Here is a 25,147-nt window from a genome sequence, read left to right as displayed (position 1 = left end):
ATCAGCCCTTCAACGAATCGACTTCGCCGACATTGATCGTGCGGCGTGTACGGAACAGGGTCACCAGGATCGCCAGGCCGATGGCGGCTTCCGCGGCGGCGACGGTCAGGATGAAGAACACGAACAGCTGGCCGGACGGATCGCCCAGCTGACGCGAGAAGCCGACGAAGTTGATGTTCACCGACAGCAGCATCAGCTCGATCGACATCAGCAGGACGATGACGTTCTTCCGGTTGAGGAAGATACCGGCCAGGCTGATGGCGAACAGCACCGCGCCCAGCGCGAGGATATGGCCAAGGGTGATCACGGCTGGGTCTCCTCGCCGGCGACCGGCTTGCTGTTGCTGTGCACGACCGGTGCTTCGGCACCCATCTTGACCATGCGCAGGCGCTGGCCGGCCTTGACCATGGTCTGCTGGCCCGGGTTCTGGCTCTTCACGCCGGTACGGCGACGCAGGGTCAGCATCACGGCGGCAACCACGGCCACGGTCAGGATGACGGCGGCGAACTCGAACGGCAGCAGGTACTCGGTGAACAGCGTGCGTGCCAGCCAGGTGATGTTGGAGCTGTCGGCGGCGACCGCAGCGGCGTTGTCGGCCGGGAACGGCGTGACCGAACGCGCCTTGACCCCGATCAGGATCAGCATCTGCGCCAGCATCGCGACCGCGACAATCAGGCCGACCGGCAGGTAGCGCACCCAGCCCTCACGCAGCTTGGTGGGGTCGATGTCCAGCATCATCACCACGAACAGGAACAGCACCATCACCGCACCGACGTAGACCAGCACCAGCGCCACACCGAGGAACTCGGCGCCCACCAGCAGCCACACGCAGGCGATGGAGAAGAAGGTCAGCACCAGGCAGAGCACGGCGTGAACCGGGTTGCGCACGCTGATCACCGCACCGGCCGAAACCGTTGCCGCGATGGCGAACACCCAGAAAGCGATATTTACCCAATCCATCTCTCGACCTCAGCGGTAAGCGGCATCGGCGGCGCGACGCTCGGCGATCTCGTTTTCGAGACGGTCGCCCAGGGCCAGCAGCTGCGGCTTGGTAACGATGTTTTCGCCACGATTCTCGAAGTGGTACTCGAGGATGTGGGTTTCGACGATCGAGTCCACCGGGCAGCTTTCCTCACAGAAGCCACAGAAGATGCACTTGAACAGGTCGATGTCATAACGCGTGGTGCGGCGGGTGCCGTCCTCGCGCTTGGCCGAGTCGATGGTGATGGCAAGCGCCGGGCACACCGCTTCGCACAGCTTGCAGGCGATGCAGCGCTCTTCGCCGTTGGGATAACGGCGCAGCGCATGCAGGCCACGGAAGCGCGGCGACTGCGGGAACTTCTCCATCGGGTACATCATCGTGTACTTCGGCTTGAAGCTGTACTTCAGCGTCAGCCAGAGGCCCGCCAGCAGTTCGAGCAGCAGCAGGCTCTTGAAGTAATGGGTAATCCTGTTCATCACTTTAGACGCCCTTTTGAATCACGCCGAAGAACACCATGACGGCGGTAACCGCGATCCACAGAATGGCCAGCGGGATGAAGACCTTCCAGCCCAGGCGCATGATCTGGTCGTAGCGGAAGCGCGGGAAGCTGGCACGGAACCAGATGTAGGCACTGGCGAAGAAGAACACCTTGACGAACAGCCACGGCGCGCCCCCCTTCCAGATCCAGTCGACCAGCGGCGAGACATCGCCGAAGTTGACCCAGCCCTGGACCGGGCTCAGCCAGCCGCCGAGGAAGAAGATCGAGATCAGGAAGCTGATCAGGATCATGTTCGCGTATTCGGCCAGGAAGAACAGGGCGAAGGCACCGCCGGAGTATTCGACCATGTGGCCGGCGACGATTTCCGATTCGCCTTCCACCACGTCGAACGGCGCGCGGTTGGTTTCAGCCACGCCCGAGACCCAGTAGATGACGAACAGCGGGAACAGCGGCAGCAGGAACCAGTCGAAGAAGCCGGAACTGCCGGCCTGCGCCATCACGATGTTGCTCAGGTTCAGGCTGCCCGAGGCGATCATCACGCCGACCAGGGCGAAGCCCATGGCGATTTCGTAGCTGATCATCTGCGCCGAGGCGCGCATCGCACCCAGGAACGCATACTTCGAGTTGGACGCCCAACCGGCCAGGATGATGCCGTAGATGCCCAGCGAGGTCATCGCCAGCAGGTACAGCAGGCCGGCATTGGCATTGGACAGCACGATCTGCGAATCGAAGGGCACCACCGACCAGGCCGCGAAGGCCGGGGCCAGGGTGATCAGCGGGGCCAGCAGGTAGATCGCCTTGTTGGCGCTGCTCGGCTGGACCACTTCCTTGAACAGCAGCTTGAAGACGTCGGCGAAGGCCTGGAAGATGCCCATGCCCACGTACATCGGGCCGTGGCGGACATGCATCCAGCCGATCAGCTTGCGTTCCCAGACCACGTAGAAGGCCACCGAAATGATCACCGGAACGGTGATCACCAGGATCTTCAGGATGATCCAGATCAGCGCGCCGATGTCACCGAGGCCAAGCAGCCACTGGTGCAGCGGGTCGACCGCGTTCAACAGCAATTCGTTCATGCAGCCACCACCGTTACGCGAGCGGCACCCAGCGGCGCGGTCGCGCCGTGGCCCGATTCAATCCAGACCGAACCCGCAGCGACGCGGGCGTCGACCACCACCGGCAGGGTGGCCTTGCCGGCATCGGTGCCGACCTTGGCCATCTGCCCTTCCTGCAGCTGCAGGCGAGCGGCATCTTCAGCGTTCAGCACGATGCGCGGGGCGTTGTTGAGCGGATGCGACTGCAGCGCCGGGGCGCGACGGACCACCGCATCGGTGCGGTAGATCGCGGCGGTCGAAGCCACTTCCAGGCCTTCGCCGGCAACCACCGGCTGCGCCGAAGCGGCAACGGTGACCGGTACCGGGGCCAGGCTGGCGCGCAGGCCGGCCAGGTCGGTGAAGTCGAAACCGGCCACGGCCAGCTCGCCGCCCAGGGCGCGCAGCACGCGCCAGCCTTCACGGGCCTCGCCCGGCAGCTTGCCGCCGGCACGGGCCGACTGCTCGCGACCATCAAGGTTGGTCAGGGTGGCGTCGATTTCCGGCAGCGCACCGATCGGCAGGATCACGTCGGCGACGTCGCGGGTCGAGGCACAGGCGAACTGGCTGAAAGCCACCACCTGGGCGCCGGCCAGCGCCTTGCGCGCGGCAGGGGCATCGGCGAAGTCCAGGCCCGGCTCCAGGCCGTACACCACATAGGCCTGGCGCGGCTGCGCCAGCATCGCGGCGACGTCCCTGCCGGCCGGCAGCACGCCGGCGCGGGTCAGGCCAACGGCGTTGGCGCCCTGCGGGATGCGGCACAGCTTGGCACCGGTGGCGGCGGCGAACTCACGCGCAGCAGCGCGGATCGCGGCAGCCTGCGGGTGGTTTTCGGCGATGCCACCGACGATCAGCACGGTGTTGTTGCCGCCCTGCACTGCCGAACGCAGCTCGGCGTTGGCCAGCGCGTCGACGAACTTCGACGGTGCGACGATCTGCTTGCCGGCGATGCTGAAGGCGAAGTCGAAGTCCACCGGGTTGACGACATGGATCTTCGCGCCCTTGGTGGTCTGCGCCTTGCGCAGGCGGGCGTGCAGCAGCGGCAGTTCGTGGCGGATGTTGCTGCCCAGAACGACGATGCGGTCAGCGCCTTCGATTTCGGCCAGCGGCAGGCCGAACACTTCGGCGGTTGCGGCGTCGGAGAAATCGCGGTTGTTGATGCGGTGGTCGATGTTGCCCGTGCCCAGGCCCTTGGCCAGGCGGGCCAGCAGCGCGCCTTCCTCGTTCGAGGTGGACGGATGCACCAGCACGCCCAGGTTGTCGCCCTGGTTGGCCTTGAGGATCTCGGCGGCCGCGGCCAGGCCTTCGGCCCAGCTCACTTCCTTCCACTCGCCATTGACCTTGCGCAGCGGCTTGACCGCACGGTCTTCGCTGTACAGGCCCTGGTGCGAGTAGCGGTCACGGTCGGACAGCCAGCACTCGTTCACGGCTTCGTTGTCGCGCGGCACGGTGCGCAGCACTTCACCGCGACGCACGTGCAGGAACAGGTTCGAACCCATCGCGTCGTGGTAGCCCAGCGATTCGCGCGCGGTCAGTTCCCACGGACGGGCGCGGAACTGGAACACCTTGTTGGTCAGCGCGCCGACCGGGCACACGTCGACGACGTTGCCGGACAGCTCGGTGGTCAGCGGCTTGCCGTCGAAGGTGCCGATCTGCAGGTTCTCACCGCGGTACATGCCACCCAGTTCGTAGGTACCGGCAACGTCGGCGGTGAAGCGGACGCAGCGGGTGCACTGGATGCAGCGGGTCATCTCGGTGGCGACCAGCGGGCCCATGTCCTCGTCCGGCACCACGCGCTTGCGCTCGTTGAAGCGGCTGACCGAACGGCCATAGCCCAACGAGACGTCCTGCAGCTCGCACTCGCCGCCCTGATCGCAGATCGGGCAGTCCAGCGGGTGGTTGATGAGCAGGAACTCCATCACCGAGCGCTGGAACTTCAGTGCCTTCTCGCTGCGGGTGGCGACCTTCATGCCGTCCATCACCGGGGTGGCGCAGGCCGGCGCCGGCTTCGGCGACTTCTCCACGTCCACCAGGCACATGCGGCAGTTGGCGGCGATCGGCAGCTTCTCGTGGTAGCAGAAGCGCGGAATCGGAATACCGGCCTTGTCGGCCGCCTGGATGATCATCGAACCCTTGGGCACGACCAGCGACTTGCCATCGATCTCGATGGTCACGTGATCCGGTGGCACGTTCGGGTTTACGGGTTGCGCGCTCATGCGGCGGCTGCCTCCACCTTCTTGCCGTCAACCATCGAATGACCGTTGACGATGTAGTACTCGAATTCGTCCCAGAACTGGCGCAGGAAGCCCTGGATGGGCCATGCAGCCGCTTCACCGAACGCACAGATGGTGTGGCCTTCGATCTGCCCCGCCACCGCCTTCAGCTGGTGCAGGTCTTCCATCGTGGCCTTGCCGGCGACGATGCGCTCCAGCACGCGGTGCATCCAGCCGGTACCTTCACGGCACGGGGTGCACTGGCCGCAGGATTCCTTGTGGAAGAACTGGCTGATGCGGCAGGCGAACTTGACGCAGCAGACGCTGTCGTCGAGCACCACGATCGCGCCCGAACCCAGGCCGGAGCCCAGTGCACGGATGGTGTCGTAGTCCATCGGCAGGTCCTCCAGCTCGGCCGCGGTCAGCACCGGCATCGACACGCCGCCCGGGATCGCGCCCTTCAGCGTGCGGCCCGGACGCAGGCCACCGGCCATTTCCAGCAGGTCGTGGAATTTGGTGCCGAGCGGCACTTCGAAGTTGCCGCCATTTTGCACGCAGCCGGACACCGAGAAGCACTTCGGACCGCCGTTGGCGGTCAGGCTCAGGCCCTTGAACCACTCCGGACCGTTGCGGATGATCGCCGGCACCGAACCGTAGGTTTCGGTGTTGTTGATCGTCGACGGCTTGCCATACAGGCCGAAATTGGCCGGGAACGGCGGCTTGTAGCGCGGCTGGCCCTTCTTGCCTTCCAGCGATTCCATCAGCGCGGTTTCTTCGCCGCAGATGTAGGCGCCGGCGCCCAGCGCACCGTAGATGTCGATGTCCACGCCGCTGCCGAGGATGTTCTTGCCCAGCCAGCCGTTCGCATAGGCGTCGGCCAGGGCCTGCTCGAAGTGCTCGAACGGCTCGTGGTGGAACTCACCGCGCAGGTAGTTGTAACCCACGGTCGAACCGGTAGCGTAGCAGGCGATCGCCATGCCTTCCACCACCGAATGCGGGTTGTAGCGCAGGATGTCGCGGTCCTTGCACGTGCCCGGCTCGGATTCGTCCGAGTTGCAGAGGATGTACTTCTGCATGTTGCCCTTGGGCATGAAGGACCACTTCAGGCCGGTCGGGAAGCCGGCGCCACCGCGGCCGCGCAGGCCCGAGGCCTTGACCATCTCGATGACCTGCTCCGGCGGGATCTTCTCTTCGAGGATCTTGCGCAGGGCGGCGTAGCCACCGGTCTTCAGGTAGCTTTCGTACGACCACGGGGTGTCGTAATGCAGGGTGGTGTAGACCACCTGGTGCGGCAGCGGCGCGGGGCCGACCGGACCCTTGGATTCGTGGTGATGTGCCATGCCCTTACTCCAGCCCGTCCAGCAGCTCGTCGACCTTTTCCAGGGTCAGACGCTCATGGTAGTGACCGTTGATGACCATCATCGGCGCGCCGCCACAACCGGCCAGGCACTCTTCCTCGCGCTTGAGGTAGACGCGGCCGTCCGGGGTCGATTCACCGTGCTTGATGCCCAGCTTCTTCTCGCAATGGCGGACGATGTCCTCGGCGCCATTGAGCCAGCAGCTGATGTTGGTGCAGATGGCCACGTTGTTGCGGCCCACCTTCTCGGTCTCGAACATCGAGTAGAAGCTGGCGACCTCGTAGGCCCACACCGGCGGCAGGTCGAGGTACTTGGCGACGGCGGCGATCAGCTCGTCGGTCAGCCAGCCCTGGTTCTGCTCCTGGGCCGCATGCAGGCCCTGCAGCACGGCAGAGCGCTTGCGGTCCGGCGGGAACTTGGACAGCCAGTGATCGATGTGAGCGCGGGTCTTGTCGCTCAGCACCACCATCGGGTCGACGTCGCGCGCCGCCTCGAAATTACCTGTCGCCTTCATCGGCCGACCTCAGCGAAATGCATAACGTGAAATTCCAGAAACTGCGGCGCCGGCTTGCGCCGGCTGCCTGCAGCGGGCGTTGGCGTGGCGGACGGCATTACCGGTCAACCTCGCCGAACACCAGGTCATAGGTACCGATCATCGCCACCACGTCGGCCAGCATGTGGCCGCGCACGATCGAATCGATCGAGGACAGGTGGGCGAAGCCCGGTGCGCGCAGGTGCACGCGGAAGGGCTTGTTGGCGCCATCGGAGACCAGGTAGCAGCCGAATTCGCCCTTGGGCGCTTCCACGGCCGCATAGGTTTCACCCGCCGGTACGCAATAGCCTTCGCTGAACAGCTTGAAGTGGTGGATCAGCGCTTCCATGTCGTCCTTCATGTCCTCGCGCTTGGGCGGAGCGACCTTGAAGTTCTTGACCATGACCGGGCCGGGGTTGGCCTTCAGCCACGCCACGCACTGCTTGATGATGCGGTTGGATTCGCGCATTTCGGCGACGCGGACCAGGTAGCGGTCGTAGCAGTCGCCTTCCTTGCCCAGCGGGATGTCGAAATCGACAGCATCGTACTTGGCGTACGGGCGCTTCTTGCGCAGGTCCCAGGCCACGCCCGAGCCACGCAGCATCACGCCGGTCATGCCCCACTGGTGCGCCAGTTCCGGAGTGACCACGCCGATGCCGACGGTACGCTGCTTCCAGATGCGGTTGTCGGTCAGCAGGGTTTCGTATTCGTCGATGCGCTTGGGGAACTCGACGGTGAAGTTCTCCAGGAAGTCCAGCAGCGAGCCTTCGCGCGAAGCATTGAGCTGCTTCAGCGCCTTGCCCTTGTGCCAGCGCGATTCCTTGTACTTCGGCATGTGGTCCGGCAGGTCGCGGTAGACACCGCCCGGGCGGTAGTACGCCGCGTGCATGCGCGCGCCGGAGACCGCTTCATAGCAGTCCATCAGCTCTTCGCGCTCGCGGAAGGCATACAGCATCACGGCCATCGCACCCAGGTCGAGCGCGTTGGAGCCCAGCCACATCAGGTGGTTGAGGATGCGGGTGATCTCGTCGTACATGGTGCGGATGTACTGCGCACGCTCCGGCGCCTCGATGCCCATCAGGGTCTCGATCGCGCGCACGTAGGCGTGCTCGTTGCACATCATCGACACGTAGTCGAGGCGATCCATGTAGCCGATCGACTGGTTGAACGGCTTGGACTCGGCCAGCTTCTCGGTGCCACGGTGCAGCAGACCCACGTGCGGGTCGGCACGCATGATGGTTTCGCCGTCCATTTCCAGGATCAGGCGCAGCACACCGTGAGCGGCCGGATGCTGCGGGCCGAAGTTCATGGTGTAGTTGCGGATTTCCTGCCGGCTTTCGGCGGCGTTGCTGGCGAACGCTTCGCCGGCCTGGTGTACGTGGCTCACTTCACTGCCTCCTGCGCGCGCTCACCGGCTGCGGTCTGCAGACGGGCGTCGTCACGGATCACGCGCGGCACGCCGACACGCGGCTCCACCGAGGTGACCGGTTCGTAGATCACGCGCTTCTTTTCTTCGTCGTAGCGGACTTCGACATTGCCGATCAGCGGGAAGTCCTTGCGGAACGGATGGCCGACGAAACCGTAGTCGGTCAGGATCCGGCGCAGGTCCGGGTGGCCTTCGAAGATCACGCCGTACAGGTCGAACGCTTCGCGCTCGAACCAGTTCAGGCCCGGCCACACGCTGGTCAGCGAGGACACCACCGGCAGCGCTTCGTCAGGGGCGAAGCAGCGCAGGTGCATCATCAGGTTGTGCTGGTACGAACGCAGCTGGGCGACCACGGCGAAACGCTGGGTCGGCATGTGCTGCGGGCGGGCACCGTCGGCACCGTTTTCCTCGGTGGGGAACTCGCCCCACGCGAAGCGGCCCTGGGCCTTGCCTTCGACGCCACGGCTGAAGCCCTGCGAGGACACGTCGGCGGTGTCCCATTCGTCGGAGCCATAACCGAGGTAGTCGACGCCGCACAGATCCACGGCCTGCTCGAAACCAAACTCGTCACGCAGCGCCAGGGCGGTGGCGTGCCACTCGGCGGCAGGCACTTCCAGCGTCACTTCGCCGCGGGGTTCGACCACGATGACCTTCGCACCAGCGAAACGTGCGGAGAGTCGGTCGATGAAGGATGCTTGCTCTGCCATGGGGGCTTGGCGCGCTCTTGTCAGGTGAAGGGGTCAGCGGGCGATGGTCTGTGTACGCCAGATCTTCTTCTGCAGCTGCAGGATCCCGTACACCAGCGCCTCGGCGGTCGGCGGGCAGCCCGGGACGTAGACGTCCACCGGCACCACGCGATCACAGCCGCGCACGACAGAATAGGAGTAGTGGTAATAGCCACCACCGTTGGCGCAGCTACCCATCGAGATGACCCACTTCGGGTCCGGCATCTGGTCGTAGACCTTGCGCAGCGCCGGGGCCATCTTGTTGACCAGGGTACCGGCCACGATCATCACGTCGGACTGACGCGGCGACGGGCGGAACACCACGCCGTAACGGTCAAGGTCCAGGCGCGCGGCGCCGGCGTGCATCATCTCGACCGCGCAGCAGGCCAGGCCGAAGGTCATCGGCCACATCGAGCCGGTGCGCGCCCAGTTCAGCAGTGCGTCGACGCTGGTGGTGACGAAGCCCTTTTCCAGCAGCGGGTTGTCGCCTTCCGGCCGCAGGATGTCATCAACCCGGCCTTCCGGCGACGGGTTGTTCATGAGGCCATCGAGAGTCTGAATCACTCCCATTCCAGCGCTCCCTTCTTCCAGACGTAAATGAAACCGAGGAACAGCATGCCGACGAACAGGCCCATGGTGATGAGCGAACGGGCGCCCAGCTCCATGAAGACCTGGGTCCACGGCACGATGAAGATGATTTCCAGGTCGAAGACGATGAACTGGATCGCGATCAGGTAGTAGCGCACGTCGAACTTCATGCGCGCGTCTTCGAAGGCCTCGAAGCCGCACTCGTACGGCGACAGCTTTTCCAGATCGGGGCGGCGGGGACCGAGGAATCGACCAACCAGCATCAGCGTAATGCCGATACCGGTGGCAACGATCAGAAACAGCAGAGAAGGCAAATATTCGGCCAGCACAGCGATTCTCTCTTGCCTCTGCCGCCGCGCCTGCAGGCGCTTTGGCATGGGGGAGTGGACGGGAACCTGCCTGGCGCCTTGCGCGCCAGACGAACCCGCTTTACTTACAAATGGTGCCCAAGAGGGGACTCGAACCCCTACGACTTGCGTCGCTACCACCTCAAGGTAGTGCGTCTACCAATTCCGCCACCTGGGCAAACGATCACATCAGACTATCTTCCCGATGCGCCGCGTATTGTAACCGGCTTCAGTGTTTCTGGGAGCCTTCCGAAGGCTTTTCTTCACCAGAAACCGAAGATTCCGCCTGAGCCGGCACATTCGCCGCCGGAACCGGGGCGGCCGGGACCGCATCGGCCTTCGGAACGGCCGGCAGTTCGCCCGCCGGAGCCGCCGGCGCACTGGCCGCCGGGGCGGACATCAGGCCCAGGTCCTGGTCGGCCGCCGGACGGGTGCCGTGACCGGCATACCAGGCCATGAAGAGACTGATGCCGAAGAACACGACGGCCAGCCACTTGGTCGACTTGGACAGGAAGTTCGAGGCGCCACGCGCACCGAACACCGTACCCGAGGCGCCGGCGCCAAAGCCCGAACCCGCCGCCGCACCCGAGCCACGCTGCATCAGGATCAGCGCGATCATGGCCACAGCGACCAGCACGTAGACGACATTGAGGATCAACATCAGCATTGGAAACCGCCCTCGGACAATACTTCTAGGATTAGTTCGCGGCCGCCGCCCGTGCGATGGCCAGGAAGTCCGCGGCCACCAGGGAGGCGCCGCCGACCAGCCCACCATCGACATCCGGCTGCGCGAACAGTTCCCCGGCATTGTCGGGCTTCACGCTACCGCCGTAAACAATGGGCAGTGAATCAGCAATTCTAGCATCGAAGCGCGCAACTTCGCCACGGATGAACGCGTGCACCTGCTGTGCCTGCTCCTTTGTAGCGGTACGGCCGGTACCGATGGCCCAGACCGGCTCGTAGGCGACCACGGCCTTGGCAAAGCCGGCCGCGCCGACCAGTTCCAGCACCGGCGCCAGCTGGCTGGCGATGACCGCTTCGGTCTGCCCGGCCTCGCGCTGCTCCAGGGTCTCGCCCACGCACAGCACCGGCACCAGGCCGGCATGCTGGGCGGCGGCGAACTTGCGCGCGACCAGCTCGCTGCTTTCATGGTGGTACTGGCGGCGCTCGGAATGCCCGACCAGGCCATAGCGGGCCCCGACCTCGACCAGCATGGCCGCGCAGACCTCGCCGGTATAGGCGCCCTTCTCGTTGCTGCTCACGTCCTGCGCGCCGAAGGCCAGGCCGGTCTCGCCGAAGTCCTCGACCAGCTCGCCCAGGTACGGCAGCGGCGGCAGGATCACCACGTCCACCCCCTCCAGCGGCAGCCCGGCGGCCACCTGCCCCAGCAGTTCATTGGCGAATTGACGGCTGCCATGCAGCTTCCAGTTTCCGGCGACGATCTTGCGGCGCATGAGCGGGTGGCTCCTGTGTGAAGTCAGCCGGTCATGATACCCGTTGCGGCAAAAATCCGTTTCCTTGTAAGCGGTTACATGGATTTTCAGCCAACGGCGCAGCCCCTCGTGGCGGGAGTTTGTTTGGGTTGGTCGCGGAAAGCCCGGTTGGATTGGTGGGCTTGGCCGGGCGGGTGGGGACGGCGGGGGACGCCGTAAACCCGTCCGTGGGGGCTTGGCCGCGGCATCCATGCCGCGGACACCCCCGTCATCCCCACCCGCCCGGCCTCCGACACATTCCGGCGGTTCCGCCCGCCACGGAAAGAAAAAAGAAGAGCAAGAGCAAAAGCGGCATACCACGTGCCCTGCCCCACTTCGATCTGACAGATCTCATCCACGCATGGCGTGGATCTACCGTGTCGAGCAAGGTCGACACCCACCAACCGTCACCGGGAAACTGTCGGAGGCGGGGAGGTGTCGGATGGCGGGGTGTCCGCGGCATGGATGCCGTGGCCAAGCCCCCAGGGATGGGTTTACGGCGTCCCCGCCATCCGACACCTCCCGCCTCCCCACGGAACACCCCAGAGCCGCTTTGGCTTTGGACTTGCCGGCCAGCGGCCGGCACTACCGCGGGTGCAGGGTGCAACCCTGCAAAGAAAAAGGCCGCCTTTCGGCGGCCTCACTTTTCCTTACTTCAGCTTGATCTCGCGCAGGCGTTCCTCGAGGAAGCCGTGGGCGGTGATCGCCTCCGGATACCGGCTCGGGTTCTCCGGGGTGATGCACGAGGGCAGCACGTCGATCAGGTAGTCGGGGTTCGGGTGCAGGAAGAACGGCACCGAATAGCGCGGCTGGCGCGCCAGGTCACCCGGGGGGTTGACCACGCGGTGGATGGTCGACGGATACACGTGGTTGGTCAGGCGCTGCAGCATGTCGCCGATGTTGACCACGATCGTGTCCGCATCTGACGTAAATGGCACCCACTCGCCGTCATGCGACTGCACTTCCAGGCCTGCGGCACTGGCGCCGACCAGCAGGGTGATGAAGTTGATGTCGCCATGGGCACCGGCACGCACGTTCGGGATGTCGTCAGTGGTGATCGGCGGGTAGTGGATCGGGCGCAGGATCGAGTTGCCGAAGTTGGTCTTGTCGGCGAAGAAGTCTTCCGGCAGGCCAATGTGCAGGGCCAATGCGGACAACACGCGCGACCCCAGGTTGTCCAGCGCCTGATACAGGCCGTAACCGCGCTCACGGAAACCTTCGACCTCGGCCGGCCACAGGTTCGGCGCCATCACGTCCCGATACTTGGAATCGTCGGCGATCTCGCGGCCGATGTGCCAGAACTCCTTCAGGTCGAAATGCTTGGAGCCCTTGGCGGTTTCCACGCCGAACGGGGTGTAGCCGCGGGCGCCGCCGCTGCCGGCCACGTGGTACTTGCGCTTGACCTCTTCCGGCAGGGCGAAGAAAGCCTTGAAGGCATCGTAGGCCGCGTCGATGTCGGCCTGCGGGATGCCGTGGTTACGGATGCCCGCGAATCCCCATTGGCGGTAGGCCGCGCCCAGCTCGGCCACGAAGGCCTCGCGGTCGCTGTCGAAACGGGTGATGTCGAGGGTGGGGATCTGGCTCACAGCGGTTCCTGGCTTGTCGTTGGGTCTGAGGGGGCCAACGCATTCATGGCCCGCCTGAACATTGTGACAGATCGCCCGGGGGACGCCACTCGATACACGGAAACAAACCGATACAATGCGCGACCCGCGCGCGGAGCAACGCTTCCGTCACGTTGGCCCCGCCCCTCTCCTGCACCCCCTGAACCTGCCCCACCATGCCCGCAGCTGCCCCTGCCGCCCCTGCCATTGAAGGTTCCGCCCGGCGCTGGCGGCGGCTGGCCTGGTGGTCGCTGTTCATCGCCGGCAATGCGGTACTGGCCGCGGCGATTGCGCTGGGCAATGTACCGCTGCGTGACAATCCGGGCGGCGGCGCCGGCCTGGCCTATCTGGCGGTCGCCCTGCCCGGCCACCTGCTCGCGTTCGGTGCGCTGGCCGGCCTGCTGCCGCTGCTGCTGGGCCTGTGGCCACGCAGCGCGCGTACGCTGAGCATCAGCGCGGCCGTGCTGCAGGGCCTGTGGCTGTGCCTGCTGCTGGTCGACGCCAAGGTCTTCACCCTGTACCGCTTCCACCTCAATGCCATGGTTGTGAACATGGTGTTCGGCGGCGCCCTGCAGGACCAGGTTGCCCTGTCCTGGAAGACCTGGCTGCAGGTCGGCCTGCTGGTTGCCGCGGTCTTCACCGCCGAGGGCCTGCTGGCCTGGGCGTGCTGGAAACTGCTGCCGGCCGCGCCGCGCCGTCGACGGGTGCTGCAGGCCTGGGCGGTGGTCGCGCTGCTGATGGCCGGCGGCCAGGTCGCCACGGCCTACTACGACGCCCGCGGCGACCGTGATGTGATCGCGCAGTGGAACTACCTGCCGTGGGCGCAGCCGATCACGGCCAAGAGCTTCATGCGGCGCCTGGGCGTGGTCAGCCAACAGCACGCCGGCCTGCCCGACCCGCGCCATGCGCAGCTGCTGTACCCGCTGCATCCGCTGCGCTGCCAGAGCCCACATCGTCCCAACGTACTGATGGTGGTACTGGAGTCGCTGCGCCACGATGTGCTGACACCGCAGCTGATGCCCAACACGTCGACGCTGGCGCAGGATGCGCGCGTCTTCGACCACCATTTCAGCACCGGCAATGCCACCCGCTACGGCCTGTTCGGACTGCTCTACGGCCTGCCCGGCGGCTATTGGCCGAGCATGCTTGACGAGCAGCGTGGCTCGCAGCTGTTCCAGGTGCTGGGCCAGCAGGGCTACGACCTGCACCTGTACGGCAGTGCGCCGTTGTACAGCCCGGAGTTCGATCGCACGGTGTTCGCCGATGTCCGCGACCAGCTGCACCAGGGGCCGGCAGCGCTGAAGTCAGACGGCCGCGACCGCGCGATCATCAGTGCGCTGCAGCAGGACATCCGCGCCAGCCAGGCCGCGCAGCGACCGTGGTTCGGCTTCGTGTTCCTCGACTCCACCCATGCGCCCTACCACATGCCCGAGGGCTATCCGGCGGTGGCCACACCGATGGCCGCCGATATCGATTTCCTCAAATTCGGCCCGGAGCATGACCCGACGCCGGAACTCAACCGCTACCGCACCGCCGTGCACTATGCCGACAGCCTGATCGGCTCGCTGCTGGACGACCTGCGCGCACAGGGCCTGGCCGAGGACACCATCGTGCTGGTCACCGGTGACCATGCCGAAGAGTTCAACGACCTCAAGCTGAACTACTGGGGCCACAACGGCAACTTCTCCGACTATCAGCTGCAGGTCCCGTTCGTGCTGCATTGGCCGGGCAAGGCCGCTGGCCACGACGCACGCACCAGCTCGCACGAAGACTGGGTGCCGACACTGATGCGCCACGCACTGGGTTGCGAGAACGCACCGGCCGATTACAGCACCGGCCAGGACCTGCTGGCCGAGCCGCAGGGCACGCGTGCGCTGGTGGTCGAAAGCTGGTCGCAGCGCGCGGTGCGCCATGGCGATGCCATCTATGTGTTCGACAAGTTCGGCAACGCCACCGCCCTGGACCTGCGCTACCGGCCGCTGCCACAGCAGGCGCCCGATGCGGCCGCCGTACGCACTGCATGGGAAGCGCTGACCCGCTTCCGCAACCGCTGACCCTCAAGGATCGATCCTGCATGAACCGTCCGCTGCGCATCCTGCACACTGAAGCCGCCAAGGGAATGGGCGGGCAGGAGATCTACATCTTCCGCCACATGCAGGTGATGCGCGCGCGTGGCCACGAGGTGGCGCTGCTGTGCCAGCCCGAAGCGCGACTGGCCCAGCTGGCACGCGATGATGGTTTCACCGTGCATACCCTGCGCATGGGTGGCCTGCTGCGCCTGCTGCGCGGCATCTGGTCGGTCTCGCGCCTGGTGCGCCGCGAACGCTATGACGTGGTCAACACCACCAGCCGCCGTGACGCACTGATCGCCGCCGCCGGTGCACGCCTGGGCGGCACGCCGCTGGTGGTGCGCTCGCGCCACCTGATGAGCCCGGTCAACTCGCTGCTGACCTATACCGGCCTGCCGCACCGGGTGCTGACCGTCAGCAGCTTCGTCAAGCAGTTGCTGGCCGCGCGCGGCATTCCGGCCGAACACATCGGTATCGTGCCGCCCATCGCGGTCCCGCCGCGCTGGAGCGAAATCCGCAAGGACGACCCCTGGCAATGCCTGCAGGAGGTACGCGCGGACGTGCGCGCCGAACTCGGCTTCGGCGAACAGGACATCGTGGTCGGTTGCGTGGCGGTGCTGCGCGAACCCAAGGGTCATGCCGACCTGCTGCAAGCGATGGTACCGCTGTGCAAGACGCACCCGAACCTGCACCTGGTGGTGGTCGGCGATGGCCAGCCGGTCATGGACCGGCTGCAGGCGCTGCGCGACGAGCACGGGCTGCAGCAGCAGGTCCATCTGCTCGGCTATCGCGATGGCGCATGCCGGCTGATGGCTGGCTTCGACATCTTCGCGCTGGCATCGCACAAGGAAGCGGCCGGTACCGTCTTCCTGGAGGCCGCCTATGTCGGGGTGCCGATCGTGGCCACGCGGGTGGGTGGCGTGCCGGAGATGGTGATGGATGGCAGCAATGCGATCCTCACCCGGCTGGGCGACAATGCAGCCCTGACAGGCGCCCTGCGCCTGCTGGTGGACGATCCGGAACGGCGGCGGCAGATGGGCCGCGCCGGGTGGGACTGGATGCGCAGCGCGCACCGGTTCACTCCCGACGGCCACGGTGAGACCACCGAACACTATTACCACCAGTGGCTGAAGGAGCTGGGACATGGCTGATGCCCGAACCGTACCGGTGCTGATGCACCACCACGTCAGTCCGTCGCCGGGCATGATCACCGTGTCACCGGAGAATTTCGAAAGCCAGATCGCGTGGCTGGCCGGCAACGGCTGGACGTCGCTGACACTGGACCAGTACGCCGGCTTCCTGGCCGGCAAGCCGGTGCCGCGCAAGTCGATCGTGATCACCTTCGACGATGGCTACCTGGACAACTGGGTGTATGCGCACCCGATCCTGCAGAAGTACGGCATGCACGCGGTGGTGTTCGTGGTCACCGGCTGGATGGGCGAAGGCCCGGAGCGGCCCCACGCCGGGCTTGCCGGGGCAACGTTGCCTGCCACGCCGGACCATCGCGGCTGCGAAGCGGCGATCTACGAGCAGAACCGCAGCGACGACGTGATGATGCGCTGGAGCGAAGCGCGCGCGGCCATCGCCGCCGGCACCTTCGAAGTGCATTGCCACACCCATACCCACACCCGCTGGCTGCGCCGCGACGACCTGGACCGCGCACAGCGCCGTGCCGGCCTGAGCCACGACCTGGCAGTCTCGCGCGACGTCCTGCAGGACAAGCTTGGCGAGGTGTCCGATACGCTGTGCTGGCCCTACGGCGATTTCGACCAGGACCACATCGAGGTGGCGCGCGAGCACGGCTTCCGCTACCTGCATACCACCCACCCGTTCGGACGCAATGTGGTGGGCGGCGACCCGGAGCGCATCTATCGTTTCGCGATCCGCAACCGCCCGGCCAGCTGGCTGCGAAAACGCATCGCACAGAGCTACAACCCGCTGATCGCACCGCTGTTCAATGGCTTCAAGGCACGCCAGAAGAAGATGGTGCCGGGGCCGTAGGCAACCCACCGCCCTGCCCCTTCAACGAAAACGCCCCGGCATTCCGGGGCGTTTTCGTTGGGCGGATGTGCAGCGGCCTCAGGCGGCGGCTTCACGTACCGCCGCGGACAGTCGATCCAGCGTGTCCTGCATCAGCGTCGCATCATCGGCCTCGACCGTGACCCGCACCACCGGCTCGGTACCGGACGGGCGCAGGAACGCACGGCCACGGCCGGCCACCGACTGCTGCGCGACAGCCAGCGCGGCCTGCACGCTGCCGGCCTGCACCGTGGCCTTGGCCGAGACATTGCCCAGCCGCACGTTGACCGTCTTCTGCGGCACCCGCACCAGTCCTTTCAGCGCCTGGCGCAGGGTCTGCCCGCTGTTGCGCAATGCCACCAGCACCTGCAGCGCGCTGACGATGCCGTCGCCGGTGGTGGCCCGATCCAGGCACAGCAGGTGGCCGGAGGCTTCACCGCCGAGCACGCCGCCGCCTTCCATCAGCGCCTGGTGCACGTAGCGATCGCCGACATTGCTGCGCACGAACGGAATCTGCAGGTCGGCAAATGCCTTCTCGACGCCGTAGTTGCTCATCAGCGTGCCGACCACCGGGCCGCGCAGGCGGCCTTCGGCTTTCCATGCACGGGCCAGGATATACAGCAGGTCATCGCCGTCGACCGGGTTGCCCTGGTCGTCGGCCATCAGCACGCGGTCGCCATCCCCATCGAAGGCGATGCCGAGATCGGCGCGGGTTTCGCGGACCTTGGCCGCCAGGTTGTCGATGTGGGTGGAACCCACGCCGGCGTTGATGTTGACGCCGTTGGGCTCGGCACCAATGCCGATCACCTCGGCGCCCAGTTCACGGAACAGCAGCGGCGCGATCTGGTAGGTGGCGCCGTGCGCGCAGTCCAGCACCAGGCGCACGCCACGCAGGTCGAACGCGCGCGGCACGCTGGCCTTGCAGAACTCGATGTAGCGGCCGACCGCTTCGCGCGCACGCGACGCCTTGCCCAGCTTTTCCGATTCGGCGGTGGTGAACGGGATGTCCAGCGCCGCTTCCAGGGCCAGCTCGGTGGCATCGTCGAGCTTCTCGCCCTGGGCGGAGAAGAACTTGATGCCGTTGTCGTAGTGCGGGTTGTGCGAGGCGCTGATGACGATGCCAGCGTCCACGCCAAGCGTACGGGTCAGGAACGCCACCGCCGGGGTCGGCATCGGCCCCAGCAACTGCACGTCCGCACCGGCGGCGACCAGGCCGGCTTCCAGTGCCGCTTCGAACATGTAACCGGAGATGCGGGTGTCCTTGCCGATCACCACGATCGGCCGGCGCCCATCCTGGCCGCGCTGGTCGACCAGGACACGGCCCAGGGCGTTGCCCAGGCGCAGCACGAAGTCGGCCGAGATCACGCCCTGGCCGACCCGTCCACGGATGCCATCAGTACCGAAGTACTTGCGGCCTCCCATCAAGCCACCTCCGGCGCCGGCTGACGGCCCAGCATTGCCAGCAGATCGGACAGGCGGTCGCGCATTTCGCGACGGTCGCAGATCTGGTCGATGGCGCCGTGCTCCAGCAGGAATTCCGAGCGCTGGAAGCCTTCCGGCAGCTTCTCGCGCACGGTCTGCTCGATCACGCGCGGGCCGGCGAAGCCGATCAGCGCCTGCGGCTCGGCGATGTTGATGTCACCCAGCATCGCGAAGGAGGCCGACACGCCGCCGGTGGTCGGATGGGTCAGCACCGAGATGTACGGCAGGCCGGCTTCACGCAGCTTGCCCAGCGCGGCCGAGGTCTTGGCCATCTGCATCAGCGAGAACAGGCCTTCCTGCATGCGGGCGCCACCGCTCTGCGAGAAGCACACGTAGGGCGCACCGATCTCGACCGCGGTTTCCGCGGCCAGTGCGAAACGCTCGCCGACCACCGAGCCCATCGAGCCGCCCATGAAGGCGAAGTCGAACGACGATGCCACCAGCGCACGGCCCTTGAGCAGGCCGCGCATGGCGATCAGCGCGTCGTACTCGCCGGTGTTCTTCTGCGCGATCTTGATGCGCTCGCTGTACTTCTTCTGGTCCTTGAACTTGAGCAGGTCGGTCGGCCCCAGGCGCGCACCGATCTCGGTGGTGCTGTCGGCATCGAACAGGGCAGCCAGGCGCGCACGCGCACGGATCGCCATGTGATGGCCGCACTTCGGGCAGACTTCCAGGTTCTCTTCCAGTTCCGGACGGTACAACGCGCTGCCGCAGTTGCTGCACTTTTCCCACAGGCCCTCGGGGACACTGCGCTTCTTGCTGGGGGTGTTGTCGGTGCGGATGCCGGACGGCATCAACTTGCTGAGCCAACTCATGCGGGAGGACACTTCCGTTCAGGGCGGCCCGGGGGCCGCAAAGGCGGACAGTCTAGCTCCGCTTTCCCCGCCCGTGCACCCCCTTGCCAGCCACGGGGCAGCCGGAAAAAACCATGCTGGGACGTACGTTTAGGTGCTGGGGCGGTGCCCGCCGCTGGCCGGCAGCCCTTGCGTGCAGACCGATGGGTAGTGCCGGCCGCTGGCCGGCAGCCCTTGCGTGCAGACCGATGGGTAGTGCCGGCCGCTGGCCGGCAGCCCTTGCACGCGAGCCCTCAGGAGGATGCCGGCCAGCGGCCGGCACTACCGTTACGCGTCCAGCGCCTGCCGCAGCGGGGCGAGGAAGGCCCGGGCGTGCTGCGCGGCCTCTTCCGCCGAGCCCGCTTCGGCCAGCGCCGCCACCAGCGCGCTGCCCACCACCACGCCGTCGGCCTGGCGGGCCATGGCCGCGGCACTGGCGGCATCCTTGATGCCGAAGCCCGCCACCACCGGCACCGACGCACGCGCGCGCAACGCCTGCAGGCGGGCACTGGCGGCATCGCTGTCCAGGCGCTCGGACGCGCCGGTGACACCGGCAAAGCTGACGTAGTAGAGATAGCCACGGGCCAGCGCCAACAGCTTGTCGGCTCGCGCCTCACTGGTGGTCGGCGACGCCAGCAGTACCAGCGCAAGGCCGGCTGCGTCGAACGCCTGCTGGGCGTCGCCCGCTTCTTCCGGCGGCAGGTCGACCAGCAGCACGCCGTCCACGCCGGCGTCGACGGCGGCCTTGGCGAAGGCCGCGTAACCGTGGATCTCCACCGGGTTCAGGTAGCCCATCAGCACCACGGGGGTCTGCGCATCGCGCTCGCGGAACTGCGCCACGGCCTGCAGGACGTAGCGGCTGCCGGCGCCGCGCGCCAGCGCGCGCTCGGAGCTGCGCTGGATGGTCGGGCCATCGGCCATCGGGTCGGAGAACGGCACGCCCAGTTCAATCACGTCGGCGCCGGCGTCGACCAGTGCGTGCATGACCGGCACGGTGGCCTCCAGCGAGGGATCACCGGCCGTGACGAAGGGGATCAGCGCCTTGCGCTGCTGTTCGCGCAGACGCTGGAAACAGGCATCGAGTCGGGATACGGACATTTCAGGCACATCCTTCAATCAGTTCAATCGCATCGCTGGTTCCCCAGTACATCTGGGTGACCCGCCCTTCAAACAGTTCCACGCGGATACCCAGGTCCGAACCCGGGTCCTGCCAGGTGAGGTACTCGCCCTGGTCACCATCGTAGGCATGCGGGCTGGATACCGGCGGCTTCGGGAACTGGGCCATGGCCTGGGCGCGGGTCATGCCGACACGCAGGCCGAACGGACCGGGCTGCTGGGTCGGCGCCCCGCTGTCCGGATCCAGGCCGAGATCGAAACGGACGACGCGATCTTCATCGGTCATCATCGACACGCCGGGCGGCAGCCCCTTGCCGTCGTAGTACTCGCAACTGCCGCCGATGGCTTCGACCGCCCCTTGCGCGGTCCATGGCCCGAGTGCCTTCAGATCGCTCATGTGCTGGCCGATCAGCACCTCGCCGGCATGGTCCAGCGCCACCGAGACCACCGCAGGCGCGCCATCGCTGTCCATATCTTCCGTGGACGGCGGATCGACGATCGGCGCACGTGCCATCGGGTCGAGGTCATCATTCGCGGCCGCCTGCTGTGCCGGCTGCGTGGTGGCCTTGGCGGCCGGTGCCAGCAGCGGCGGCTCCGGCGGCTGGCACGCGGCCAACCCCAGCGCCAGCAGCAGCACGCCACTGTTGCGCAGCAGCGCGCTCACAGCACCAGCCCTTCGCGCGCGGCGATGGTATGCACATCCTTGTCGCCACGGCCGGACAGATTGCACAGCACGATCTGGTCACGCGGACGCTCACGCGCCAGCTTGATCGCCTGCGCCAGCGCATGGCTGGACTCCAGCGCCGGCAGGATGCCCTCGGTATGCGCCAGCAGGTGGAAGGCCTGCAGTGCTTCGTCATCGGTGATGCCGAGGTAGCGCGCGCGGCCGGTATCGGCCAGGAATGCGTGTTCGGGGCCGACGCCCGGATAGTCCAGGCCGGCCGACACCGAATGGGTCTCGATGATCTGGCCGTCGTCGTCGCACAGTACATAGGTGCGGTTGCCATGCAGCACGCCCGGGCGACCGGCGGCGATCGATGCAGCATGGCGACCGGTGCTGATGCCATCACCTGCGGCCTCGGCGCCGACGATCTCGACCTGGCGGTCGTTGAGGAAGGCATGGAACAGGCCGATGGCATTGCTGCCGCCGCCGACGCAGGCAGTGATCGCATCGGGCAGGCGGCCGTACTCGGCCAGCATCTGCTCGCGTGCCTCGCGGCCGACGATGGCGTTGAAGTCGCGCACCATGCGCGGGTAGGGATCCGGACCGGCGACCGTACCGATGATGTAGAAGGTGTCCTGCACATTGGTCACCCAGTCGCGCATCGCTTCGTTGAGCGCGTCCTTCAAAGTGGCCGAACCGGAGGTGACCGGCACCACCGTCGCGCCGAGCAGCTTCATGCGGTAGACGTTGATCTTCTGCCGCTCGATGTCGGTGGCGCCCATGTACACCACGCATTCCAGGCCCAACCGCGCGGCAACCGTGGCGCTGGCCACGCCGTGCTGGCCGGCACCGGTCTCGGCGATGATGCGCTTCTTGCCCATCCGCGCCGCCAGCAGCGCCTGGCCGATGGTGTTGTTGATCTTGTGCGCGCCGGTGTGGTTCAGGTCTTCGCGCTTGAGCAGGATCTGCGCGCCGCCGACATGGTCGCTCAGCCGCTGGGCGTGGTAGATCGGGCTCGGCCGGCCCACGTAGTGGGCCAGGTCGCGGTCGTAGGCGGCCTGGAATGCCGGATCCTGGCGGGCCTGGTCATAGGCCTGGGCGAGTTCCTGCAGCGGGCCGACCAGGGTTTCGGCAACGAAGCTGCCACCGTAGCGGCCGAAATGGCCCTGGGCATCCGGGAAGGCGTGGTAGTGGGCAATGGGGGAGGCAGACATGGAAGCGACCGCTGGTTCGAGACAGGTGGATACTCTAGCGCACGGGTCGTGACCGGAAAATGGATATTATCTGGCATATACCGTCAGGAAATCTCACATGAGCCGTTCGCTGTTGCCACCGCTCAATGCGCTGCGCGCGTTCGAGGCCACCGCCCGCCTGGGCGGGGTTGGCCGCGCCGCGCAGGACCTGCACGTGACCCACGGCGCGGTCAGCCGCCAGCTGAAGCTGCTGGAAGACCACCTCGGCCTGGCGCTGTTCCAGCGGGCCGGTCGCGGCCTGCGCCTGACCGCTGCGGGCACGCGCCTGCAGGCAGCGTGCAGCGAGGCCTTCAGCGGCATCGAAGACTGCGTGCGCGAACTGCGCCGGCCGACGGCGGCCCCGGCGCTGGTGCTGGGCTGCAGCGGCAGCGTGCTGGCGCGCTGGATGATTCCGCGCCTGCCCGCACTGCAGGCCGCCCTGCCCGGCGTACGCCTGCAGTGGTCGGCGCTGGATGGCAGCTTCACCGAGGCGCAGGCCGCACTGGACGCGGTGCTGCTGCTGGCGCAGGGGCCGTGGCCCCGGGGCTGGCAGGTGCGTGAGCTGGCGCCGGAACGGGTCGGCGTGGTGGTGGCCCCCTCGCATCCGGCCGCGCAGCGACTGCGGCATGTGCCGCCCTCGGCGCTGCTGCAGGAGACGCTGCTGCACACCAGCTCACGGCCGCAGGCATGGCCGGCGTGGGCGCAAGCGCACGATCTGGACACCTCGAAGCTGCAGCTGGGTACTGCCTTCGAACACCTGTACTACCTGCTGGAGGCAGCGGTGGCCGGGCTGGGCCCGGCGATCGCACCCGAGCCACTGGTGGCCGAGGACCTGGCCGCCGGGCGACTGGTCGCGCCGTGGGGATTTGCCGCCACCGGTGGCTTCTGGGTGCTGGCGCGACCGGATGGACCGGCAGATGGGCGCGTGGATGCGCTGGCCGACTGGCTGGGCCAGCAACTGCGCTGACAACAAAAAGGGGACGGAGGGAATTAAGTCGCAAGTGGCACAAACGACTTAATCCCCTCCGTCCCCTTTTTTCAGCTGGCAGTCGGGGTGGCCAGTCGCTGCTGCAGGTCTTCGCGCAGGCGCGACAGCTCGACTTCGGCCTGCTGCCGCTGCTGCATTCCTTCGCGATGGATGCTGCGCACTTCCTCGACCGTGGCGATCAACTGGTCGTGCACGTGGCGCAGCGTCGCCACGTCGATCACGCCGCGCTGGTTGCTGCGCGCGGTATCCACCGAGGCCTGGCGCAGCAGGTCGGCGTTGCGGCGCATCAGCTCGTTGGTGGCATCGTCGATGGCGGTGGACAGCTCGACCGCGGCCTTCTGCTCACCCAGCGAAAGCTGGATGGCGAACTGGCGCTTCCACGACGGGATGGTGATCTCGCGCACCGTGTTGAACTTCTCGATCAGCTGCAGCGCGTTGGCCTGGATCAGGCGGATCATCGGCAGCGACTGGTCGGCCGCATGCTGCATCAGCTGCAGGTCGGACACGCGCTTTTCGAGGAGGCGGATCGCGTTGTCGACTTCGCTCTGGCGGATGCGCTGCTGCGGATCCTCACTGCCCTGCCCGGCCTGCTGCTCGGCCTGCAGTTCGGCCAGGCGCTGCTTGCCGGCCGCAGCATACAGGCCCAGCGCATGGCGTTCTTCGCGGACGATGTCATGCATGCGGTCGAACTCGCCCACGCGCTTGCCCATCAACGCCTGCTGCACACCGACATCACCCAGCAGCTGCTCGATCTGCGCATTGGTGTCGCTGAACTTCTGCACCAGCTCGCCCTTGGATACGCGCAGGCGGTCGATCAGGCCACCGATCACCGGCACCTTCGACCGCTGCGCGAAGCCGTCCAGCTTCAGGCTGCGTGCGATGCGCACCACTTCGCCCAGTTTCTCGCCGCTGGCATCGAGGTCACGATTGCGCACCTGGTCCAGCAACTGGCTGGAAAACGCCGCGGTGCGCGTGGCCGCTTCGCGACCGAAGACCTGCAGGTTGCCCGGGCGCAGGTCATCCAGCTCCAGACGGATCTCGGCGATGCGCGGCAGATCCTCGCGGACCAGGCCAAGCGCCTGCAATGCGCCTTCATCGAGCGGAACGGCGGTAGTCGTGCCGGGCACGAGGGCACCGGGGGTCTGGCTGTCCTGGGTCATCGGGCAGTCTCCTTGCAGTTGGGTAAGCGGCAGCGGCGGCCGGCTCAAGGCAGTCTAGCCTGAGCCGCCGCGACCTCGTCATCGATCTGTGCGTGCAGCGTGGCGGCCTTCGCCGCCAATGTGGCGCCGGCCGCGGCCTGGCCCGCCGCGGCGGCCTGCCGCCAGGCTGGCAACAGGACGTCATGGATGCGCGCGAAGCGTTGCTGCAGCACGTTGTCCTGGTCCTGCAGGAGCTGCCACTGGCCGGCCTCGAGACGGCGCAGCGTGGCCAGCCGGCGCAGGTGATCGAGCCGTTGCGACAGCGCGGCCTGGCCGGCGGTATCCAGCGACGCCAGCCGCACCGCTGCCAGCTCGACCCAGGCGTCCAGCGCTGCGGCCGCCGCTGAATGTCCGGCGATGGCCATGGCCCGCAGCTGCAGCTGCTGCTGCAGCTGCTGGGCCTGCTCGCGCGCCTGCAGGGCCAGCACGCCCAGCTGCGACTGCAGCGCACGTCCTTCCGCCTCGCGATCGACATCGCGCCCCAGCAGGCGGCCCCACCAGCCCGCCTGCTGCCGGATCTGCGCCGGGTTATCGGCCTGCAGGGCCAGCGCGATGCGTTCCAGTGCGGCCACCAGCCCTGCGCCCGCGCCCGGCGGCAACGGTGTTTCGCGCCGCGCCAGCGCCTGCAGCAACGGCGCACCATAGTCGGCCAGCGCGGCGACATCGGCCGTGTCCGGCAAGCTCGGTGGCGGCAGTGGCGCCTGCATG

Annotated in this window: 25 protein-coding genes and 1 tRNA gene; 4 read left to right on the top strand and 22 right to left on the bottom strand. The window is 66.8% G+C overall.

Features of this window, described 5'->3' with window-relative positions:
- Position 1: 1 nt before the first annotated feature.
- From nuoK to J3A72_RS09250, 15 genes are all read right to left on the bottom strand, one after another.
- Positions 2–307 carry an NADH-quinone oxidoreductase subunit NuoK gene (nuoK, locus tag J3A72_RS09320; protein WP_005417921.1) on the bottom strand — a complete coding sequence of 102 codons (306 nt, stop codon included), beginning with the start codon at positions 305–307 and terminating at the stop codon, positions 2–4.
- On the bottom strand, positions 304–960 hold the full coding sequence (locus J3A72_RS09315) for an NADH-quinone oxidoreductase subunit J (protein WP_014647864.1): 657 nt from the start codon (positions 958–960) through the stop codon (positions 304–306). The genes nuoK and J3A72_RS09315 overlap by 4 nt, the downstream gene beginning before the upstream one ends.
- Positions 961–969: 9 nt before the next feature.
- Positions 970–1,458 carry an NADH-quinone oxidoreductase subunit NuoI gene (nuoI, locus tag J3A72_RS09310; RefSeq protein WP_005410456.1) on the bottom strand — a complete coding sequence of 163 codons (489 nt, stop codon included), beginning with the start codon at positions 1,456–1,458 and terminating at the stop codon, positions 970–972.
- A gap of 4 nt (positions 1,459–1,462) precedes the next feature.
- Positions 1,463–2,557 carry an NADH-quinone oxidoreductase subunit NuoH gene (gene nuoH, locus J3A72_RS09305; RefSeq protein WP_006458641.1) on the bottom strand — a complete coding sequence of 365 codons (1,095 nt, stop codon included), beginning with the start codon at positions 2,555–2,557 and terminating at the stop codon, positions 1,463–1,465.
- Positions 2,554–4,788, bottom strand: coding sequence for an NADH-quinone oxidoreductase subunit NuoG (gene nuoG, locus J3A72_RS09300; protein WP_075076297.1), 2,235 nt, complete (start codon positions 4,786–4,788; stop codon positions 2,554–2,556). The genes nuoH and nuoG overlap by 4 nt, the downstream gene beginning before the upstream one ends.
- On the bottom strand, positions 4,785–6,125 hold the full coding sequence (gene nuoF, locus J3A72_RS09295; protein ID WP_014647866.1) for an NADH-quinone oxidoreductase subunit NuoF: 1,341 nt from the start codon (positions 6,123–6,125) through the stop codon (positions 4,785–4,787). Before nuoF ends, nuoG begins: the two co-directional genes overlap by 4 nt.
- Positions 6,126–6,129: 4 nt before the next feature.
- Positions 6,130–6,657, bottom strand: coding sequence for an NADH-quinone oxidoreductase subunit NuoE (nuoE, locus tag J3A72_RS09290; protein WP_014647867.1), 528 nt, complete (start codon positions 6,655–6,657; stop codon positions 6,130–6,132).
- A gap of 97 nt (positions 6,658–6,754) precedes the next feature.
- Positions 6,755–8,062, bottom strand: coding sequence for an NADH-quinone oxidoreductase subunit D (locus J3A72_RS09285; RefSeq protein WP_032957439.1), 1,308 nt, complete (start codon positions 8,060–8,062; stop codon positions 6,755–6,757).
- A complete protein-coding gene (locus tag J3A72_RS09280; RefSeq protein ID WP_014647869.1) occupies positions 8,059–8,808 on the bottom strand; it encodes an NADH-quinone oxidoreductase subunit C in 750 nt (249 codons plus the stop codon). Before J3A72_RS09280 ends, J3A72_RS09285 begins: the two co-directional genes overlap by 4 nt.
- Positions 8,809–8,841: 33 nt before the next feature.
- Complete coding sequence (locus J3A72_RS09275; RefSeq protein WP_005417936.1) at positions 8,842–9,396, bottom strand: NADH-quinone oxidoreductase subunit B; 555 nt, start codon at positions 9,394–9,396, stop codon at positions 8,842–8,844.
- The gene (locus tag J3A72_RS09270) at positions 9,387–9,743 is read right to left on the bottom strand and encodes an NADH-quinone oxidoreductase subunit A (protein ID WP_008265012.1); all 357 of its coding nucleotides are present in this window, start codon (positions 9,741–9,743) and stop codon (positions 9,387–9,389) included. Before J3A72_RS09270 ends, J3A72_RS09275 begins: the two co-directional genes overlap by 10 nt.
- A 111-nt stretch (positions 9,744–9,854) precedes the next feature.
- Positions 9,855–9,939, bottom strand: a tRNA-Leu gene (locus tag J3A72_RS09265).
- A 51-nt stretch (positions 9,940–9,990) separates the two neighbouring features.
- Positions 9,991–10,428 carry a preprotein translocase subunit SecG gene (gene secG, locus J3A72_RS09260; protein ID WP_075076296.1) on the bottom strand — a complete coding sequence of 146 codons (438 nt, stop codon included), beginning with the start codon at positions 10,426–10,428 and terminating at the stop codon, positions 9,991–9,993.
- Between the two features lie 31 nt (positions 10,429–10,459).
- A complete protein-coding gene (gene tpiA / locus J3A72_RS09255) occupies positions 10,460–11,215 on the bottom strand; it encodes a triose-phosphate isomerase (protein ID WP_053495921.1) in 756 nt (251 codons plus the stop codon).
- 668 nt (positions 11,216–11,883) lie between these two features.
- The gene (locus tag J3A72_RS09250) at positions 11,884–12,819 is read right to left on the bottom strand and encodes a 2-oxoglutarate and iron-dependent oxygenase domain-containing protein (RefSeq protein ID WP_014647873.1); all 936 of its coding nucleotides are present in this window, start codon (positions 12,817–12,819) and stop codon (positions 11,884–11,886) included.
- 194 nt (positions 12,820–13,013) lie between these two features.
- On the opposite strand from J3A72_RS09250, the gene J3A72_RS09245 reads away from it, so the two are divergent.
- Genes J3A72_RS09245 through J3A72_RS09235 form a run of 3 tightly spaced genes read left to right on the top strand, consistent with a single transcriptional unit; the run spans position 13,014 to position 16,907 of the window.
- Positions 13,014–14,891 (top strand): sulfatase-like hydrolase/transferase, encoded by a 1,878-nt coding sequence (locus J3A72_RS09245; RefSeq protein ID WP_075076295.1) that lies wholly within the window; start codon positions 13,014–13,016, stop codon positions 14,889–14,891.
- A 20-nt stretch (positions 14,892–14,911) separates the two neighbouring features.
- Positions 14,912–16,057: a glycosyltransferase family 4 protein gene (locus J3A72_RS09240; RefSeq protein ID WP_075076294.1), complete on the top strand. Its 1,146-nt coding sequence runs from the start codon at positions 14,912–14,914 to the stop codon at positions 16,055–16,057.
- Entirely contained in the window at positions 16,050–16,907 is an 858-nt protein-coding gene (locus tag J3A72_RS09235; RefSeq protein ID WP_049407821.1) for a polysaccharide deacetylase family protein, read from the top strand. Before J3A72_RS09240 ends, J3A72_RS09235 begins: the two co-directional genes overlap by 8 nt.
- A 78-nt stretch (positions 16,908–16,985) precedes the next feature.
- Here the strand turns inward: J3A72_RS09235 and glmM are convergent, their stop codons facing one another.
- The 5 genes from glmM to trpB all read right to left on the bottom strand — a co-directional run bounded on the left by glmM (position 16,986) and on the right by trpB (position 22,234).
- Positions 16,986–18,347 carry a phosphoglucosamine mutase gene (glmM, locus tag J3A72_RS09230; RefSeq protein WP_053495739.1) on the bottom strand — a complete coding sequence of 454 codons (1,362 nt, stop codon included), beginning with the start codon at positions 18,345–18,347 and terminating at the stop codon, positions 16,986–16,988.
- The gene (gene accD / locus J3A72_RS09225) at positions 18,347–19,222 is read right to left on the bottom strand and encodes an acetyl-CoA carboxylase, carboxyltransferase subunit beta (protein ID WP_005410473.1); all 876 of its coding nucleotides are present in this window, start codon (positions 19,220–19,222) and stop codon (positions 18,347–18,349) included. Before accD ends, glmM begins: the two co-directional genes overlap by 1 nt.
- Positions 19,223–19,528: 306 nt before the next feature.
- Positions 19,529–20,338 carry a tryptophan synthase subunit alpha gene (gene trpA, locus J3A72_RS09220; RefSeq protein WP_014647878.1) on the bottom strand — a complete coding sequence of 270 codons (810 nt, stop codon included), beginning with the start codon at positions 20,336–20,338 and terminating at the stop codon, positions 19,529–19,531.
- Between the two features lies 1 nt (position 20,339).
- On the bottom strand, positions 20,340–21,020 hold the full coding sequence (locus J3A72_RS09215) for a hypothetical protein (RefSeq protein ID WP_014647879.1): 681 nt from the start codon (positions 21,018–21,020) through the stop codon (positions 20,340–20,342).
- On the bottom strand, positions 21,017–22,234 hold the full coding sequence (trpB, locus tag J3A72_RS09210; protein WP_075076292.1) for a tryptophan synthase subunit beta: 1,218 nt from the start codon (positions 22,232–22,234) through the stop codon (positions 21,017–21,019). The genes J3A72_RS09215 and trpB overlap by 4 nt, the downstream gene beginning before the upstream one ends.
- A 97-nt stretch (positions 22,235–22,331) precedes the next feature.
- On the opposite strand from trpB, the gene J3A72_RS09205 reads away from it, so the two are divergent.
- On the top strand, positions 22,332–23,219 hold the full coding sequence (locus tag J3A72_RS09205) for a LysR family transcriptional regulator (RefSeq protein ID WP_032957497.1): 888 nt from the start codon (positions 22,332–22,334) through the stop codon (positions 23,217–23,219).
- A 71-nt stretch (positions 23,220–23,290) separates the two neighbouring features.
- Here the strand turns inward: J3A72_RS09205 and J3A72_RS09200 are convergent, their stop codons facing one another.
- Together J3A72_RS09200 and J3A72_RS09195 are read right to left on the bottom strand one after the other, a co-directional pair.
- The gene (locus J3A72_RS09200; RefSeq protein ID WP_014647882.1) at positions 23,291–24,400 is read right to left on the bottom strand and encodes a toxic anion resistance protein; all 1,110 of its coding nucleotides are present in this window, start codon (positions 24,398–24,400) and stop codon (positions 23,291–23,293) included.
- A gap of 44 nt (positions 24,401–24,444) precedes the next feature.
- Entirely contained in the window at positions 24,445–25,146 is a 702-nt protein-coding gene (locus tag J3A72_RS09195) for a hypothetical protein (protein WP_230374568.1), read from the bottom strand.
- Between the last annotated feature and the right edge of the window lies 1 nt (position 25,147).

The organism is Stenotrophomonas sp. PvP093, assembly GCF_017876915.1.
Taxonomy (GTDB): domain Bacteria; phylum Pseudomonadota; class Gammaproteobacteria; order Xanthomonadales; family Xanthomonadaceae; genus Stenotrophomonas; species Stenotrophomonas muris.
Note: the sequence above shows the minus strand (reverse complement) of the source record. Positions and strands in the feature narration are given on the sequence as shown.